The following is a 16,919-nucleotide window of genomic DNA, read 5'->3' on the forward strand; positions in this document are numbered from 1 at the left end:
GATACGCAACGGGCCACTCGGGCGGGCATCAGACCCGCCGGTGGAGAGAGGAAGAGGGTTGCGTTACATGGGTCTTCTCACCTGAGCCAAAGCAAAATTGCGCGACATTATACCCGCGCGAGTGAAAAATACCCAGCCCGGCTTTGCAGGGTGGTGCACCCTATTCGGCCCGCATCACCTGGTTGCGGCCGGCCTGCTTGGCCCGGTACATGGCCTCGTCGGCCCGCTGCACCAGCCCCCCCAGGCTCTCGTCGAGAGGGCCTTGCTGGGCACAACCGATGCTGACGTTGACAAAGCGCCCCTCCGGCATCCCCTCGATACGCAGCTGGGAGACGCGATGACGGATCCGCTCCGCTACCTCCATCGCCTCGTCCAGACAGGTATCGGGCAGCAGCACCAGAAACTCTTCGCCGCCGTTGCGCCCCACTCTGTCCAGCGAACGCAGCTGGGCGGCGATGCACTTGGCCACGGCGGCCAGCACCAGATCCCCCACGTGGTGGCCCAGCTGGTCATTGACCAGCTTGAAGTGATCGATGTCCAGCAGCAGCACCGAGAAGGGCTTGCCCTGCTCCCGCGCCTGTCTGAACCAGTTCTGGCCCTTGTTCTGGATCTGGCGGCGGTTGTGCAGCCCGGTCAGATCGTCGGTCATGGCGAGCCGGCGCATCTGGCGGGAGCGATTGAACTGGTGCAGCGCCAGCATGCCCATCACCAGCAACAGCAGGGCCACCACCACGTACTGCCAGTGGCGCCGCTCCTGCAGCTGCTTGAGCTTGGCCTCCTGCAGCAGCTGCTTGGTCTTGAGGGCCTGATTCTCCAGCTCCTTGCGGGCCAGGTCGAACTCGAAGCGCATCTGCAACGAGCGCTGCTCCCTGAGCACCCGTTCCAGCGAGTGCTTGGTCTCGACAAACAGCTTGAGGTTGCTGAGGGCGGCGCTGATCTGCCCCTGCTGCTCCAGGATCCGCGCCCGCACCTCGTAAACCCGCGCCAGGAACCGCTGGTTCTTCTCCTTGACGAAGATGGGTTCGGCGTGGGCCAGATAGTAGAGCGCCTTGGTCGGGTTGCCCTGCGCCGCCTCCGCCATCCCCATCACCAGTTGCCAGTGACCCAGAGTCACGCTGTCGGAGGTCTCGCGCCCCTGCAAAATGGCGTCAGCCTGGCGCAACTTGCTCACCGCCTCGGTCACCTTGCCCTGATTGAGCAGTATGGTGGCGATCTCGATCCGGACCCAGGCCAGCAGCCCCTCTTTCTGCTGAGAACGATAGAACTGCTCGGCCATCTTCATCAGCGGCAGCGCCCGGTCATACTCCCCCATCTCGGAGTAGAGCAGCCCCTGCTGGGAGCGGATCCTCACCAGCGGCTCCTGGGCGCGCAGGGCACTGTAGTCATGGGCCAGCTCTTCGAAATACCCCTCGGCCCGCTCATAGAGCCCCATCCGCCGATAGGCGTTGGCGATCTGGGCCAGCACCTCCCGCGCCTTGCCATCCAACCCCAGCGACTCGAAGCGCTTGTGCGCCTCGATGAGCTCCATCAGCCCCTCCGCCAGCTCCCCCTGATAGGCGTACATGTCGCCGCGCAAGCTGAGGATGTCCGCCTCCTGCACCCGATCGCCGAGCCGGCGGGCCAGCACCAGCGCCTGCTGGTAGCCCTCCTTGGCCTGCTCCATGTTGCCGAGCATCTGCTGATGAAAGGCGCGGCAGGCCAGCAGACCTGTCTCGGTGATCCTGTCCTTGCGGGCCCGGGCACCGGCCAGTTCCTGGTCGGCAAAGTTCACCACGGCACGGTACTCGTCGTCCCACTCGGAAGGCATGGCCCAGCACTGCAGCCGCACGATGCGCCCCTGCACGTCGGGGGGATAGGCCTCCTTGCTCGCCACCAGGGCGGCGATGCGCAGCCGGAACATGCGATCGGGCTGGAACCCCTCCTCCAGCAGCTGCAACTCGCGGGAGAGCTGGGGCTCGGTCAGCGGCGCCCGGGCCGCCCAGGCGAGGGGCGTACACAATCCCGTCAACAGGATCAGGGTCATGATGCGTTTCATGCCGGTTCGGTTTCCCCTCAGGTGGTGCTAGTACACGAATATGCTCACTCCCCCCATCATATCTCGCCTTGCAGCAACACACAGCAACCATGGAAAAAGAGAGGAGATAGGCCAGATCCGGCAGGCTCTCACGCTGACCGAACGCGCCCCTTTACAGATGGAAAATCAGCATCGACTATAGGCGCCATCCAACACAGGGAAGCGCAGGTTGATGACATATCAGGAGCTGCAGGCGGCCTACGACAAGCTGCTGCAGGAGAACGAACGGCTCAGGCGGGTCGCCGACGATGCGCGGGAGAAGCTGGATGGAGTATATGACAGCGAAACCAACCATCAGCGGTTAATTATCCTCCTACATAACATGACAAAATGGCACGTCGAATGTAGACCAGGGTACACTTGCCCCTTAAGTTTTTGGGCACATAGGAAAGCGGCCAATTAGGTATGGAGACACTCCAGCGACTTTGATTCAACCTTTCCAAAGGCTATCCCCTGTATAACCCCCTTTTTTATCGTAAATTATCTCGGTGTCGAGTTAGAGTTTTCATTCGCAGAATGAGCTCAATCACTTCTTGACTAAAATAAATTCAAATAACATATCGAAAATCCATTTTTTCAATGACTGATACAAATTTCCGCTTCGCTACCACTGTTTCCTGCCGCAAAGCGGGAAAATATCATACAAAGATGAAGCAACTAGGGTTCTATCTTCCAAGAATACAAGTCTATGGAAAAATAAAACCCGAATAACATGGCTGTATTTATGATAAAAAGGACTGGCTTGCTGAAAACTAGTTTCGAGGTAACACGAACATTGATTGAAAAAGAGACAGACTGGTTTAAATAGCTATCTATCTAAAAATCAATCAACATAATTATAGCGATGTAGTGAGAGGAATCATGACGCACGTGATCTCGGCAAATAATGAAGCTGAATGCCCACAACTTACCAATCAGAAAGTACTATGTACAACGGTAACTTAGGATTAGAAATAGGTGGTTTTATGGCTATTTCAGAAAAAGCACCAATGTAACGCTATCACGAAATTCCTTTAGAGAGTTTAAGATTGCCAATACATCTTAATTGTTGTAACTTAAATTAGTTGTTTCCCTCAGGAATCAACGTCAGAATCAACCACTAATTAAAGTTACTTTGCGAAAAAATAAAATGAAAAATCAAATTAAATCAATTAAAGACTTGGTGGAAATGCATGAGGCTGGAGCTGTTCGTGATAGTGAATTTATCACACGCCTGTTTACTCTTACCGGTGAAATGCGAACAAGGTATTCAAAAGATAATGCAACATTGGCGAATCCGTCACGCATGGGGGTCGCAAGAAAGTCACAACGTTCTATTTCATTAATATAAAGCATATATCATTTCGCCAACACTCTTGAATTAAGAGAAACTGAACCCCTTGGCGCATGCTATAAAAATAAAAGACAGAGGAGGAGCTATGCCTTCTTCTGTCTATCACATGTCAGTTAGTGTAAAGACCCCAGGCTAATTTATTTAGCTTTCTTTTGTCAGGTGAAATAATTGCCTAGAGGTTTTGATATTATTTCATTGGACATATAAAAACAATGTCACCCCCATCATTCACCTCATTACCAAATATATTTTTAACACCCCAAATTTTTCATATCACATATGAAAAACACACTGTGGTAAATTGCGATAACTATCTAAGAAGATAAAGGAATAACATCTAGTTGCGCTGCCAGCGGCGCAACAGGCGACCGCGCAGGCCGCAGTCGAGTAGCCAGCTGTTGTCAAACACCCGCAGCAGCGCCGGTTTGGCGTGGCGGGACATGGCCACCGCGTGGAAGCGGGTCTGCTGCTTGCGCTGGCGGTTCATCCGATCCAGCAGGCTGTGGGGCAGGCTCTGGGCGATAAAGTCGGAGACCACCAGCACGTCCGCTTTGGCAAAGGCGGGGTCATCCAGCTTGATCAGGGCCTTCTCGAGGCAGGGCACCAGATCGGTACCGCCGTGAAAACTCATGGAGAGGAAGCGCTCCGCCTTGTCGAGCCCGGTGTCGGCGGTGATCTCCAGAGTCGCCACCTCGGTGGAGAAGAGCATCAGGTAGCAGCCCCGCTTCTCGTCCATCGCCACCTTGAGCAGCGCCAGAAACAGCGCCTTGGCGCACTCCTCCGGGTAGCCCCCCATGGAGCCAGAAGTGTCGATGCAGACGATGAAGGGCCCCCGCTGCTGCAGCTGCCGCCCGCCAAGCTCAGGGGTGCGCAGCATGATGCGCTGGCGCGGCAGGGTGCCGCGCGACTGGTAGCTGAGCAGGCGCCGCTCCAGATAGCGGCGGTAGAACTCCAGCTCCAGCTCCGGCAGCGCCAGCATCACCGCCTCGCTCGGCAAGAGGCGCATCAGATCGCTGGCGGGGTGGATGCCCACCAGATCGTCCGGCACGTCGTCGGTCTGCACCTCCTCCAGCTCGTGCACCTGCACCGGCGGCACCGGCGAGTCGTTGGCCCGGTTGTCCTGCTCGCTGCGTCCCAGCAGGTTGGCGATCTCCGCCAGCAGTGGCTCGCGCTGCAGCATGCGGGCGTACTGCTTGACCAGCACCAGGCTGCGCTTGTGCCAGCTCCCCTGCGCCAAATCCCAGAGCCCGCCGGCGGAGATCTGGTTGGGATCGAGCGCATCGGCCAGGGTACGGCTCGCCAGCAGCTGATCTTCGATCTCCTGGCGCTGCTTCTCCCGCTCCGCCTCGGCGATCTGCTGCTGCAGCTGCAGCAGGCTGCCCACCAGGCTGGTGCGCCACTTCTCGATCAGCAGCTGGCGCTGGCTGTCGGTGGGGTGAGCCATCAGCTGGCGCACCAGGCTGCGCGCCTCGCCGGCGAAGGGACTGTACTGCTCAAGTCCGTCCAGCAGCGCCGGCAGGCGCCCCATCAGCTCGGCCAACGGCAACCCCTTGTGGGCCTGATAGAGGCGATACTCCTGCTCCAGCGCCACCGGCACCGGCTTGTGGCGCATCTCCTCCCCCAGCTGATCGCTCCAGCGGCGGATGCGCTTTTGCAGCAATTTGCCCTGCAGCGGGGAGCGTTTGATGAACTCGGAGATCTTGGGGGTGGAGGCCAGCAAGAGCGCCATCTCGCCCGCCAGCTCCCCCTCGCCCATGAGCAGCCCCAAATCCATCATGCCGATCTCAAGCATGGCGGCCTCCGATGGTCTGGCTCACGGCCGCCCCCTTCGCGCTCGCCATGGCTCAGGCGTCCAGCTGCGGCAGCCGGTCGTGCCACTGGCTGATGTCGGTGCGCAGCTGATCCAGATCCCGGTTCAGCACGAAGAAGCTGTCCTCCACCTGCTGCAACCAGTGACGACCGATGAAGAGGTGCTGCTGATGGCGCTCGAACAGATTGCGCTGGCGCTTGAGCTCCTGCGCCAGCACGCCGGCTTCTGCCAGCAGCTCGGTCAGGGCCGCCTGCCAGGGGGTGATCACCACCTCGGGAATGGGGGTGCGCTCCACCAGCACCAGCGGGATCTGCTGGCGTTGCAGATCCAGCACGTGCAGCCGCAGCTCGTCGTCCAGCACCAGCTCGTAGTGACCCTCCTTGGGGTTGCCAAGCGGCCAGCCCACCAGCGACTCGCCGGTGGGGTGCCAGTGGGAGAGCAGGGTGCGGTCGAACACCAGCGTCTCCACCAGCCGCTCCGGATCGTCGCCATCCAGCGCCGCCGGGGTGAGCAGATGGAAGTGCACCAGCTTGCCGAACGGGCGGGCGTTGGCCAGCGGGATCTGGATGCCGCGAGCGCGGCGCCCGAACCACTGCTGGCGCTTTCTGGCCTTGCAGCACAGGCGCTGGGCCACGCTCTGTTTGAGCTGCTTGAACTTGTCCCGCAGCCCCATCAGCTGACGAGTCATGGTCAGCTGCTGATAGCCGTAGAGGCGGGAGAATTCGGTCATCATCTCCAGCAGGGCGGTACGCGAGGCCTCGTCATGCCAGAGGCAATCCTTGAACAGCAGCAGATCGAGCGGGGCCACCTCGTCGCGGCCGTTGAAAAACGCGCTCGCCTTGATGAGCCGCACTGCCTTCTTCCAGCGCCGATCCGACACGTAACAGCTGTGGGCCAGCTGGCTGTCGAGCTGCTGGCGCAACTGATAGATGAGCTCGAAGCAGTCGTCCGGCAGCCGGACCCGGTCGATCTGCTCCTGCCACTCCAGATACTCGTCGCCGTGGATCTGCACCGAGGGCGGCAGATTCTGGTGGGACTGGCCGTCACTGGCCAGCATGGCCTGGAAGTTGGCCTTCTCCTGCACCCGGTCCATCCAGATCCGCACCAGCATACGGTCGTAAAGCGCCTCCAGCCCGCTGTCGGGGGCCGGCAGCTCGTTGGAGGCGGTCACCAGCAGTCGCATCGGGATGGGGTGCTGGCTGTCGCCGTTGCGAAACTGCCGCTCGTTGATGGCGGTGAGCAACGTGTTGAGGATGGCGGGGCCCGCCTTCCAGATCTCGTCGAGAAACACAACCTCGGCCTCCGGCAGGTAGCCGGCGGTGAGGCGCAGGTACTTGCCATCCTCCTTCAGCGCCTGGATAGAGAGGGGTCCGAACACCTCCTCCGGCGTGCTGAAACGGGTCATCAGGTACTCGAAGTGGCGCGCCTCATGAAACGCCAGCTTGAGGCGCCGCGCAATCAGGCTCTTGGCGATGCCGGGCGGGCCCAGCAGAAACACGCTCTCGCCGGACAGGGCCGCCAGCAGACCGAGCCGCAGGGCATCCTGGCGCTCGTAAAGCCCCTCGCCGAGGGCCGACAGCAGGCGTGGCAGCCGTTCGTGAATGGGGGCGAGACGAAGATTCTGTGATGCTAAAGGTGGCATAGGCGCACTTCCGATACTGGGGTTGTCTGGAACCGGCACACCCGCGACGCGATCGAAGGTTCCCTGTCCTGCTTGTTGTATTGTCGGGAGGCCACCTCTGGCTAGCACCGGTCGGTTGCCGGGCACCGGAGCGCCTCTCCTGGCTAAAACATACCGCAAAAGATGCAGCAAAACGCGTTCGAGTGTACCCTGCGCAGAGCTTTTTTCATCAATGCAGATCAAGACTGAGTCATCGCCCATGCAAGATCCAGTGCAGCAGACCACGGCGCGGGAACCCGTCCCCGAGCAACCCGACCAGGCATCCGCTCGCCTGCGGCAACACCTGCTGGCCAGGATGGGCATCCCTAGCTGGCAACTGCGCCGGCCGGCCCTGCTGGCGGGCCATCAGGCTGCGCCCGCGCCGGCCAATGAGACCCAAGCAAATCAGCAGGAGGCGGCCCCCGCCCCGGCCGTGCCGAGCGAGCCGCCGAGCGGCAAGCTCTGGATCCTGGCGAGCCGGCTGCCCGCCCCCGGTCTGCTGGCGGATCTCTGCCAGCTCCTCGGCATCGGCAGCGACGAGGTCAGCCTGCTGAGCAGCCTGCCCGCCGGCCACACCCCGCCCCTGCTCTGGCTGGAGGCGGCCGATCCCGCCTGGCCAGAGGCCCTGATCTGCCCGCTCACCCCCAGCCCGGCCCAGAAACGGGCCCTGTGGCAGCAGCTCAAGGGGCGCCTCGGCTGACCAGCCGTGCTCCCCGCTTCCCTCTTCGTTCAGCCGCCCCGACCCGGAGCCACCATGGTGCAATTTCGTCCCCTGCTCGAGACCGACTTCGAGCTCATCTACCCCATAGAACAGGCTGCCCACAAGGAGCCCTGGAGCCAGGCCAACCTGCTCTCCTGCTTCGGGCCACGCTATCTCAACGGCCTGCTGCTGGTCGACGGCCAGCCGGCCGGCTTCTACATCTCGGATCTGGTGGCAGGCGACAGCTCGCTGATGAACATCTGCGTGCACCCCGACTTTCAGGGCAAGGGGCTGGGGCGGGCGCTGCTCAGGGAGTACCTCACCCGCAGCAAGGCCAACAAGGCCGAGGCCTGGTTCCTCGAGGTGCGGGCCGGCAACAGCACCGCCATCAGCCTCTACGAGAGCGAGGGGTTTGCCGAGTACTGCCGGCGCGCCGACTACTACGGCACCGGTCAGGATCGGGAAGATGCCGTGCTGATGTCCCGCCTGTTCGACTTCGGCTAAGCCGCCACGCTACATCTGCAGCACTAGAGCAGCGGCGCGTTGTCGAGGGCCGGATCCTGCAGGCTTTGGGTGGTGTGCAGCACTGCCTCGAAGCCGGCGGCGGAGAGCGGCATGAAGAAGCCGCGCTGCCAGGTCACCCCGGGCATCCAGATCTGCTGGATATCCACCACTATCTTGATGGGCTTGAGCGGCTCGCCCGGCTGCTGCACATAGATGCCGGGCGGGGTCGCCACCTGCGGGAAGCGGCGCAGTATCTGCTCGCTGCCATCCCCGGCATTCGGGTTGAGACGCACCTTGACCAGCCGGGCCAGCACAGGCGCCATCTCCTCTGTCTGCCACAGGGTGGTATCCAGCAGTTTGCAGCGCCGGCATTTGGCGCGTTCGATCACGTAGAGCAGCGGATAGCCCTTCTGCAGGGCCAGCTGCTGCGCCTGGGCGTAGCCTTCGGCGCCGCTCAGCCAGGGGTTGTCCTCCTCGCCACCCGTACCTCCCAGCGTAAACCAGAGGCCGCCGGCCCCCGCCAGCAACAGCAATACCCCGGTCACCACCCCCTTGATACCGACACTCATTATGCTCCCTCCCTGAATGGCTCCACACGTCAGCCACCATCATGCCTCAAGCGCCCCCTAATTGACGACTTTGTGATCCAAGACAAATGGCGAACACTTGTAAGCTGTAATCTTAGAGTTTAAACTCCAGCGCGATTTTTCAGTGCCCCTTAGGGCGTACAACTGTTACTTGAGGATGTCTGACTGATGCCGAAACACCACCTGGTTCGACTGATGCGGGAACGTATCGCCCGGCTTGGCAACAAGGCCGCCCTGCGCGTACAACAGGATGGCCAGTGGCGTGCCATCGGCTGGCGTACCCTGGGGCAGGCCATGGACTACTGCGCCCAGGCGCTGATCCGCGCCGGCCACCAGCCTACCGAGATGGTCGGCATCTATGCCCGCAACATGCCGGAGTGGACCCAGGCCGATCTCGGCATCCTGGCCGCCCGCGGCGTCAGCGTCCCCATCTATCCCACCAGCACGCTCGATCAGCTGCGCTACATCGTCAAAGATGCCGGCATCAAGGTAATGTTCGTCGGTGAACAGCCCCAGTTCGACCAGGCGCTGCAACTCATTGAAAGCGGCGAGATCCAGCAGCTCATCGCCCTCGACGGCAGCGTCAACCTGCACGGCTGCCCGCAGGCGAGCCACTTCCAGGAGTTCCTCTCTTCCGGCAATCACCAGCCCAGCGAACAGGGGCTGCGCGAGCGTGAGAGCCAGTACCGGATGGACGACCTGCTGACCCTGATCTACACCTCGGGCACCACGGGCGAGCCCAAGGGGGTGATGCTCGATTTCGCCAACATCGCCGCCTGCTTCGAGATGCACAACAGCCGCCTCGATCTGAACGAGCAGGACGTGTCGCTCTGCATGCTGCCGCTCAGCCATGTGTTCGAGCGCGCCTGGACCTACTACGTGCTCTATTGCGGCGCCGAGAACGTCTACATCCGCGATCCGCAGAAGGTAATGGATGTCATCGGCGAGGTGCAGCCGACCGTGATGTGCGCCGTACCGCGCCTCTACGAGAAGGCCTACGCCATGATCCAGGCTCGCGTCGCCCAGGCGCCGCGCCTGCGCCAGGCCCTGTTCGGCTGGGCCACCCGGGTCGGCAAGCAGATGGTCGCCACCCGCCAGGCGGGTAAAGCCGCCTCTCCCCTGCTCTACGGCCAGCTCTGGCTCGCCGAGCGGCTGGTGTTTCGCAAGCTGCGCGCCCGTTTCGGCGGCCGCACCCGCTTCCTGCCGGTGGCCGGCGCCCGCCTCGCCGACGAGGTGAACTTCTTCTTCCAGGCCATGGGGCTCAACCTCAAGTACGGTTACGGCATGACCGAGACCACCGCCACCGTCTGCTGCTACGAAGACAGCCAGTTCAAGCTGGGCTCCATCGGCACGGCGCTCAGCGGCATCGAAGTGAAGCTGGGTGAGAACAACGAGCTGCTGGTGCGCTCCCCCACCGTGATGCGCGGCTACTACAACAAGCCCGAGGCCACCGCCGAGGTGATGACCGAGGATGGCTTCCTGCGCACCGGCGATGCCGGCGAGCTCGACGGCGAAGGCAACATCTACTTCACCGAGCGCCTCAAGGAGCTGATGAAGACCTCCAACGGCAAGTACGTGGCACCGCAACTGGTGGAGGGGACCCTCGGCAAGGATCGCTTCATCGAACAGATTGCCATCGTCGCCGATGCCCGCCACTTCGTCTCCGCGCTGATCGTGCCCTGCTTCGAGTCGCTGGAGGAGTACGCCCGCTCCATCAACCTGCAGTACCAGTGCAAGACCGAACTGCTGCGCCACTCCAAGGTGGTGGAGTTCTTCGAGGCGCGCATTCAGGATCTGCAAAAGGAGCTGGCCAAGTTCGAGCAGGTGAAGAAGTTCACTCTGTTGCCGAGCGCCTTCTCCATGGAGCTGGGGGAGCTGACCCCCACCATGAAGCTGCGCCGCAAGATCATCGAGTCCAAGTACCAGAGCGAGATCGAGGCCATGTATAACCATGTCTGAGTACAACCACGTCTGAGACCGCTCGGGTTGAGGGAAATAAAAAAGCCGCTTCAAGAGCGGCTTTTTGCTGTGACTTTATGTAAATATATATACATAAACTCAGAAAAGCATTATAGATAGACCAGCGTGGCGTTGTTAGCAAAATAATGTGAATTATCATCAACCAAATACACAGTACCTTTATATTCAGTATTGGTCACTTCAACACCTTTTTCTGAATAATACATTTCTGCAGCCTCAACTATATAGTTGAGATTACATTTCAACATAATTTCAAATATCCTTAATGACACTTCTTCATCAAAACGCCAAACACCGTTTTGGGAAACAAAGACTGGCGATGATACTCTTCGCACTTTACTGAACTCATCCGATGCTGAGCTAGTAACTTTTATCTCAAAGCAATCACCAATAGCCTTCCTTAAATAATAATCATCAAGGGAAGCATTCCTTGCAATTTCATTTACAGTTCCACGTATCAATCTGTAGTATTCTGCTTCATTAAAACCGAGGTCTTTAAAAAATAGATAAGACAAAAGAATAAGAATTCTATTTCTTATAGTGAAGTTAACAAAGTGATCTTTTGTATTATTTATCTCACTCACATCAGAGTGTGCAACATAATCCCTAAGCTTTTTAATTTTTATAAAATTCTGTTCATTCAAACCACACCATTTAATGAAATTATCAGATAGTTCGTCAACCATCTTCATATACCTAACTTTAAATGATGGTTGATTCATTACGATTTTTATATTGCTTTGCTCCTTATAAAACTCATCCTGTAATTCAGATGGCAATAGACTTTTTAAATTATATAGTTCATCATTAAGTTTGCTAATCAATTTTGACTTTTTATTTCTAATTCCATATTCCCCCTCTAAATAAGAGTCTAACAGAGATACGATACCTAAGATGTTATACTCCCAATAACCTTCATACATCAGCATTCCACGGAATCGTGACCATATAGAGTTATTGAAATCCATTACAAATAGATTCTTGAAGGCTAGCTCCCATTGCTCATTACTTAAGGATTTTAAATCCAATAAGCATGATTCATTCTTCAATAATTTATTATGTACAGAAAAGGGAATGTAAATTTCTGCACAAGAGTCGTTACCAACTAAATTGGCATTTAGCCTCCTAATATTTAAAGGATGCATTAGCAGTATGGAGAAAAAACCTAGTAACTGCATCAGATAACTCTTGGCATCTTCAATTAATATGGGGGTGTTATCAAAGGATAGTTTTATAAAATGACAATCAACAGCTAAGTAGGCACGAGTAGATTCAGAATCTCTTTTTAAGCTTGAAGTCCAATCATCAGACACAGTAATGTGCTCTAGTGATACGAGAAAATTTGATCTAGGCCTAGTAATAATAAATTGTTTTTCATCTATTTCATTTCCCCATGATGAATTGTCCATAGCGACAGACAAACCATCTATGTAGACTTCTAATGCAGCAATTTCACTGGATGGATTTATTTCTTGAGTTGATAAAAATTCAGCAAAAACCGAACCGAAATCAACTTCACATTGACATAAGAAAACAGAGTTACCATTGATTTCACACTCAAGTACATCTATCTTTTTGCCTTGCTTTAAAAGATCACGAAGAGTCCACCAATCATCATGCACATTAAATATAATTTGTTTCCCACCGCCATAACTAAGCGTTCCATGATACTTTTTCTCTTTAATTATTATTACCGCACTAACTGTCACTTCATCCAAACAAGAAATCAACATAGTTAAATATCCAACCCACAAAAAAGGCCGCTTCATGCGGCCTTGGTTTCAATTTAATTTACCATTACTAGAACCAAAATAGTCGGCCAGGAAGTCGTCGAACGACAGGCTGTCGCTGCGCTCCCGCTCCCGCTGCTTGGCCAGCGACTCACGTGCCTCGCCGGCAAAGTAGGCTTCGTCCCAGTACTGCAGCTCGCCGGCCAGCATCTCTTCCCGGTAGCGGCTCGCCAGCTCGTCGGCGAAGGCGCCGTTGTCCTTGCCGCTCTCCAGCAGCTGCTTGAGCAGGCGGGCGGAGTAGGTGAGCTCAGGGTTGAGCAGCTTCTCGCAGTGCATCGCCAGGGTCTCGCGGTAGCGGTTGCGGCCGCAGCAGCGATCCAGCAGCGCGGCGACCTCGGCCAGCTCGTCAAACAGCTTGAGGCCGAACTCCTTGAGGCCGATGGGGTTGCCCTGCTCGTCCTCCAGCTCGAGGCCGGGACGGCGCCCCTCCAGCACAACCTTGGTCTGGTTGCGGCGATTGCGGGCGATCTCTTCGTCACCCAGCACCGGGGACGGGCGCAGCAGGCACCAGACCAGGAACAGGTCGAAGAAGCGGATCTGATCCACCTCGATGCCATACGGGGTGAAGGGGTTGACGTCCACGGTGCGCAACTCGATGTATTCGATGCCACGCTGCTCCAGCGCATCGGACGGCTTCTCGCCGCTGCGCGGGGTGCGCTTGGGCCGGATCGGGGCGTACAGCTCGTTCTCCAGCTGCAGCACGTTGTCGTTGAGCTGGCGGTACTCGCCGTTCACCTTGACACCGATCCTGGCGAAGTCGGGATCATGGGTGTTGATGGCGCGGCGCAGGCTGCTCACATAGGCCGGCAGGTTGTCGTGGCTTATCTTGAGCCCCGCCTGGGCGCTGTTGGTGTAACCCAGATCCGACAGCCGCAGGGCGGTGGCGTAGGGCAGGTAGAGGGTGCCCTTGCCGGTCTTCTGGAACGGCAGGTTGCTCTTGCGCCCCTTGAGGAAGGATTCGCAGATGGCCGGCGAGGCGCCGAACAGGTAGGGCACCAGCCAGCCGAAGCGGTAGACGTTGCGGATAAGCCCCATGTACTTGTCGGAGATGAAGCGCTGGCTGCAGCACCCCTCGCACACTAGCTCCTGCCACTCGCACCAGAAGCTGTCCGGCATGGAGAAGTTGAAGTGCACCCCGGCGATCACCTGCATCAGGCTGCCGTAGCGGTTCTTCAGCCCCTGCCGGTAGAGAGTCTTCATCCGGCCGATGTTGGAGCTGCCGTACTGGGCCAGCCGGATGTTCTCCTCGTCGCCGACGAAGCAGGGCATGGAGAGCGGCCAGATCCGCTCATCACCCAGGTGATGAATGGTGTGACGGTGGATGTCGCCAAGCTGTTCCAGCAGGCTGTCGATGGAGTCGGTGGCCGGCGTGATGAACTCCAGCAGGCTCTCCGAGTAGTCGGTGGTGATGTTGGCATGGGTCAGTGCCGAGCCCAGACTTCTGGGGTGATCGGTCTGGGCCAGGGTCCCCTGTGGGGTGATGCGCAGACATTCACGTTCGATCCCGCGCCGGATCCCCTTGAGGGCGGTCAGCCGTTCCGGCGAACCCAGGGCGGTCAACAACTCGGTGAGTGACAAGCTTGTCGTAGTCATATTCACGGCTCATGTGTGGCCGCCCCACAGGGGGGCGGCACTATTTTTATGTAGCGCCCTCAGGGCAGCTGCAGCGGATAGATGGGAAGATGAAGCTCCTGCAGGGGTTTTTCAAGCTTTTGCTTGTCCCCCACCACCACAATCACCATCTCGGCCGGGTCAAGCCAGCGTGCCGCACTGGCCTTGAGCGTCTCGGCCGACACCGTCTTGATCAGGTTGTTCTGGGCCTGCACATAGTCCGGTTTCAGGTCATACATGATCATCTGCAGCAGGAAGCCCGCCTTCTGGCCGAGCGTCTCGTAAGAGAGCGCATCCTGCTGGGAGACGGCGCTGCGCATATAGGCGAGCTCGACCGGAGTCGGGCCACTCTTGCGGTAGTTGTCCATCTCCTTGAGGAACTGGCGGATGGCATCCACGGTCGCATCGGCCCGCACGTTGGCGCCGGTGGCGAAGGTACCCACCTCCCGGTTGGCGGAGAAGCCCGAGCTGGCCCCATAGGTATAGCCCTTGTCTTCCCGCAGGTTGAGGTTGATGCGGCTGTTGAAGTTGCCGCCCAGGTTGAAGTTCATCAGCCCGGCGGTGAAGTAGTCACCCGTGGTATCGAACGGCATGGCGCGGCGGCCGATGCGGATCACCGACTGGGGCGCACCCGGCTTGTCCACCAGATAGATGCCCGGCTTGGCCTGCTCGCCTTCGGGCTTGAGACTGCCAAGAGAGGGTGCAGCCCCCTTCCACTGGGTCAGGAAGCCGAGTTGCTCCTCCACCTGGGACTGGGTCACGTCACCCACTACCACCACCTTGGCGTTGGTCGGGTTGTAGTAGTTCTGGTAGAAGCGCTTCACGTCCGCCAGGGTCAGCTTCTCCACGTCGGCCAGCACGCCGTCACCCGGCTGACCGAGGCGGTTCTGCTTGCCGTAGATCAGCTCGCGGAAGGCCTGGCCGGCCAGCCACTCCGGCTGCTGCTCGCTCTGTTTCATCCCTTGCAACATCTGCGCCTTGACCCGCTCGAAGTCGGCCTCGCGCATGCCGGGCCGCTCATACACCTCGCGCACCAGCGCCAGGGTCTGCGGCAGCTTGTCGGCCAGGCTGCTGATGGTGACCAGGTTGTTGTACTGGGCGCTGGAGACGCTGACGCTGGAACCGAGCTTTTGCAGCTCGTCGCTGAGCTGGGCCTCGGTCAGACGCACCGAGCCCTGCCCCATCATGCTGGCGGTGAGGCTGGCCAGCCCCAACTCACCCTTGCCTTCGGCCCGCATGCCGCCCGGCAGGGCAACCATGATGGAAACCGCAGGGATTTCATCGCTCTGGGTGCCGATGATCTCGATCCCCTTGTCGAGCTTGCCGTGCCAGATGGCCGGCACCTTGACGCTCACCGCATCGGCCGCCTTGGGCTGCACGCTGCGATCGAAGTCGTCTTTCACCGGCCGCTCGGCCAGCACCTTGTCATGCTTGGCGTAATCCGGCAGCTCGCGCTTGGCCGGAGTGAAGTTGGGCTTGGCGGCCTGCCAGTCGTGCTTGCCCTTGGGCACCACGCTCAGCACCACCGCCGGCTTGTTCAGGATGAACTTGTCGTAGGCGGCCTTGACCTGCTCCGGCGTCACCTTGCCGATGGCGTCCAGGCTCTTGAACACATAGTTGGGATCCTGGGCGAACACCTGGCCCATGGCGAGCTGGCTCACCTTGCCGGAGACGCTGTCCAGACCCCAGATGGCCGAGGCACGATAGCTGTTGATCGCCTTCTCCAGATCCTCCGGCTTGAGGCCGCGACCGGCGAACTCGCCGATCACCTTGTCCACCTCGCTCTTGAGGGTCTTCAGGCTGCCATCCACCGCCGGGTTGGGATAGGCGTAGACGGTGAGGGTGCAGGCCAGCTCCTCGCAGTAGTGGGAGGCCCCCGCATCGATCGCCTTGCCACTCTTGACCAGCGACTGGTAGAGCATGGAGCTGGCGGAGCCGCCCAGCACGTCGGCGAACATGTCGAGGGCCGGCTCCTGCGCATCGCCAAGCGACACGGTCGGGTAGCTGATGTAGAGCAGCGGCAGGTGCACCTTGTCCTCGAGCGTCACGTAACGGGTCTCCGGCAGGGTCACCGGCTCGGGGGTCGGCTCGGCCACCTCGGGTCCACGCGGGATCGGGCCGAAGTACTTCTCAATCCAGGCCAGCGCCTGCTTGGTGTCGAAGTCGCCGCCCAGGGTCAGGGTGGCGTTGTTGGGGCCGTACCAGCGCAGGAAGAACTGCTTGAGGTCGTTGACGTCGACCCGGTCGAGATCCTCCACATAGCCGATAGGCTGCCAGGAGTAGGGATGGGTGCGCGGGTAGAGCGCCTCGCCCACCTTCTCGCTCACCAGGCCGTAAGGCTGGTTGTCGATGCGCTGGGCCCGCTCGTTCTTGACGGTGGCACGCTGGATCTCGAACTTCTTCTGGCTCACCGCATCGAGCAAGAAGCCCATGCGGTCGGCCTCCAGCCACAGCACCTTCTCCAGCTGGTTGGCCGGCACTGTCTCGTAGTAGTTGGTGCGGTCCTTGTTGGTGGTGCCGTTCATGTCGCCACCGGCCTCGTTGATGATCCGCATGTGCTCCTGATCCCCCACGTGCTTGGAGCCCTGGAACATCATGTGCTCGAAGAAGTGGGCGAATCCGGACTTGCCCACCTGCTCGCGGGCCGAGCCCACGTGATAGGTGACGTCCAGGTGCACCAGGGGATCGGATCGGTCGGGCGCCAGAATGACGGTCAGGCCGTTGTCCAGCTTGTACATCTGATAGGGAATGCCGAGCTTGCCCTCTTCCTTGACCTGTTCCGACACCAAGGTGGGTGCCGCCAGCACGGGCAGAGAGAGGCCCAGAAGCATGCTTAATGGAATGAGTTTGTTCACGGTTACCTCGTGAGT

General features: G+C 59.1%; 11 protein-coding genes. 4 read left to right on the top strand and 7 right to left on the bottom strand.

Annotation, left to right across the window (positions count from 1 at the left end; translation table 11 throughout):
* Nucleotides 1-160 precede the first annotated feature (160 nt).
* On the bottom strand, nucleotides 161-2,023 hold the full coding sequence (locus tag AB5Y98_RS13055; protein ID WP_368232188.1) for a diguanylate cyclase: 1,863 nt from the start codon (nucleotides 2,021-2,023) through the stop codon (nucleotides 161-163).
* 1,180 nt (nucleotides 2,024-3,203) lie between these two features.
* Here AB5Y98_RS13055 and AB5Y98_RS13060 point away from each other — a divergent pair.
* On the top strand, nucleotides 3,204-3,404 hold the full coding sequence (locus tag AB5Y98_RS13060) for a hypothetical protein (RefSeq protein WP_368232041.1): 201 nt from the start codon (nucleotides 3,204-3,206) through the stop codon (nucleotides 3,402-3,404).
* Between the two features lie 340 nt (nucleotides 3,405-3,744).
* On the opposite strand, the gene viaA is transcribed toward AB5Y98_RS13060, so the two are convergent.
* The gene (gene viaA / locus AB5Y98_RS13065; protein ID WP_017782180.1) at nucleotides 3,745-5,199 is read right to left on the bottom strand and encodes an ATPase RavA stimulator ViaA; all 1,455 of its coding nucleotides are present in this window, start codon (nucleotides 5,197-5,199) and stop codon (nucleotides 3,745-3,747) included.
* 52 nt (nucleotides 5,200-5,251) lie between these two features.
* A complete protein-coding gene (locus AB5Y98_RS13070; RefSeq protein WP_026140972.1) occupies nucleotides 5,252-6,859 on the bottom strand; it encodes an ATPase RavA domain-containing protein in 1,608 nt (535 codons plus the stop codon).
* Between the two features lie 238 nt (nucleotides 6,860-7,097).
* Here AB5Y98_RS13070 and AB5Y98_RS13075 point away from each other — a divergent pair, with 238 nt between their 5' ends.
* Both AB5Y98_RS13075 and rimI read left to right on the top strand, forming a co-directional pair.
* On the top strand, nucleotides 7,098-7,577 hold the full coding sequence (locus tag AB5Y98_RS13075) for a DNA polymerase III subunit psi (protein ID WP_368232042.1): 480 nt from the start codon (nucleotides 7,098-7,100) through the stop codon (nucleotides 7,575-7,577).
* A 54-nt stretch (nucleotides 7,578-7,631) separates the two neighbouring features.
* Nucleotides 7,632-8,081 (top strand): ribosomal protein S18-alanine N-acetyltransferase, encoded by a 450-nt coding sequence (gene rimI, locus AB5Y98_RS13080; protein WP_011704681.1) that lies wholly within the window; start codon nucleotides 7,632-7,634, stop codon nucleotides 8,079-8,081.
* Nucleotides 8,082-8,104: 23 nt separating this feature from the next.
* Here the strand turns inward: rimI and AB5Y98_RS13085 are convergent, their stop codons facing one another.
* Complete coding sequence (locus AB5Y98_RS13085) at nucleotides 8,105-8,650, bottom strand: hypothetical protein (RefSeq protein ID WP_010635100.1); 546 nt, start codon at nucleotides 8,648-8,650, stop codon at nucleotides 8,105-8,107.
* A gap of 186 nt (nucleotides 8,651-8,836) precedes the next feature.
* Between AB5Y98_RS13085 and AB5Y98_RS13090 the strand changes: the two genes are divergently transcribed.
* Complete coding sequence (locus AB5Y98_RS13090; protein WP_368232043.1) at nucleotides 8,837-10,627, top strand: long-chain fatty acid--CoA ligase; 1,791 nt, start codon at nucleotides 8,837-8,839, stop codon at nucleotides 10,625-10,627.
* 110 nt (nucleotides 10,628-10,737) lie between these two features.
* On the opposite strand, the gene AB5Y98_RS13095 is transcribed toward AB5Y98_RS13090, so the two are convergent.
* From AB5Y98_RS13095 to AB5Y98_RS13105, 3 genes are read right to left on the bottom strand one after another with little or no spacing between them, the layout of a single operon-like run.
* Complete coding sequence (locus AB5Y98_RS13095) at nucleotides 10,738-12,381, bottom strand: HEPN domain-containing protein (protein ID WP_368232044.1); 1,644 nt, start codon at nucleotides 12,379-12,381, stop codon at nucleotides 10,738-10,740.
* Nucleotides 12,382-12,429: 48 nt separating this feature from the next.
* On the bottom strand, nucleotides 12,430-14,031 hold the full coding sequence (gshA, locus tag AB5Y98_RS13100) for a glutamate--cysteine ligase (protein WP_368232046.1): 1,602 nt from the start codon (nucleotides 14,029-14,031) through the stop codon (nucleotides 12,430-12,432).
* 59 nt (nucleotides 14,032-14,090) lie between these two features.
* Nucleotides 14,091-16,904 (bottom strand): M16 family metallopeptidase, encoded by a 2,814-nt coding sequence (locus AB5Y98_RS13105; protein ID WP_368232047.1) that lies wholly within the window; start codon nucleotides 16,902-16,904, stop codon nucleotides 14,091-14,093.
* Between the last annotated feature and the right edge of the window lie 15 nt (nucleotides 16,905-16,919).

Origin of the sequence: Aeromonas sp. s3 (assembly GCF_040907805.1) — a bacterium.
Lineage (GTDB): Bacteria > Pseudomonadota > Gammaproteobacteria > Enterobacterales > Aeromonadaceae > Aeromonas > Aeromonas dhakensis.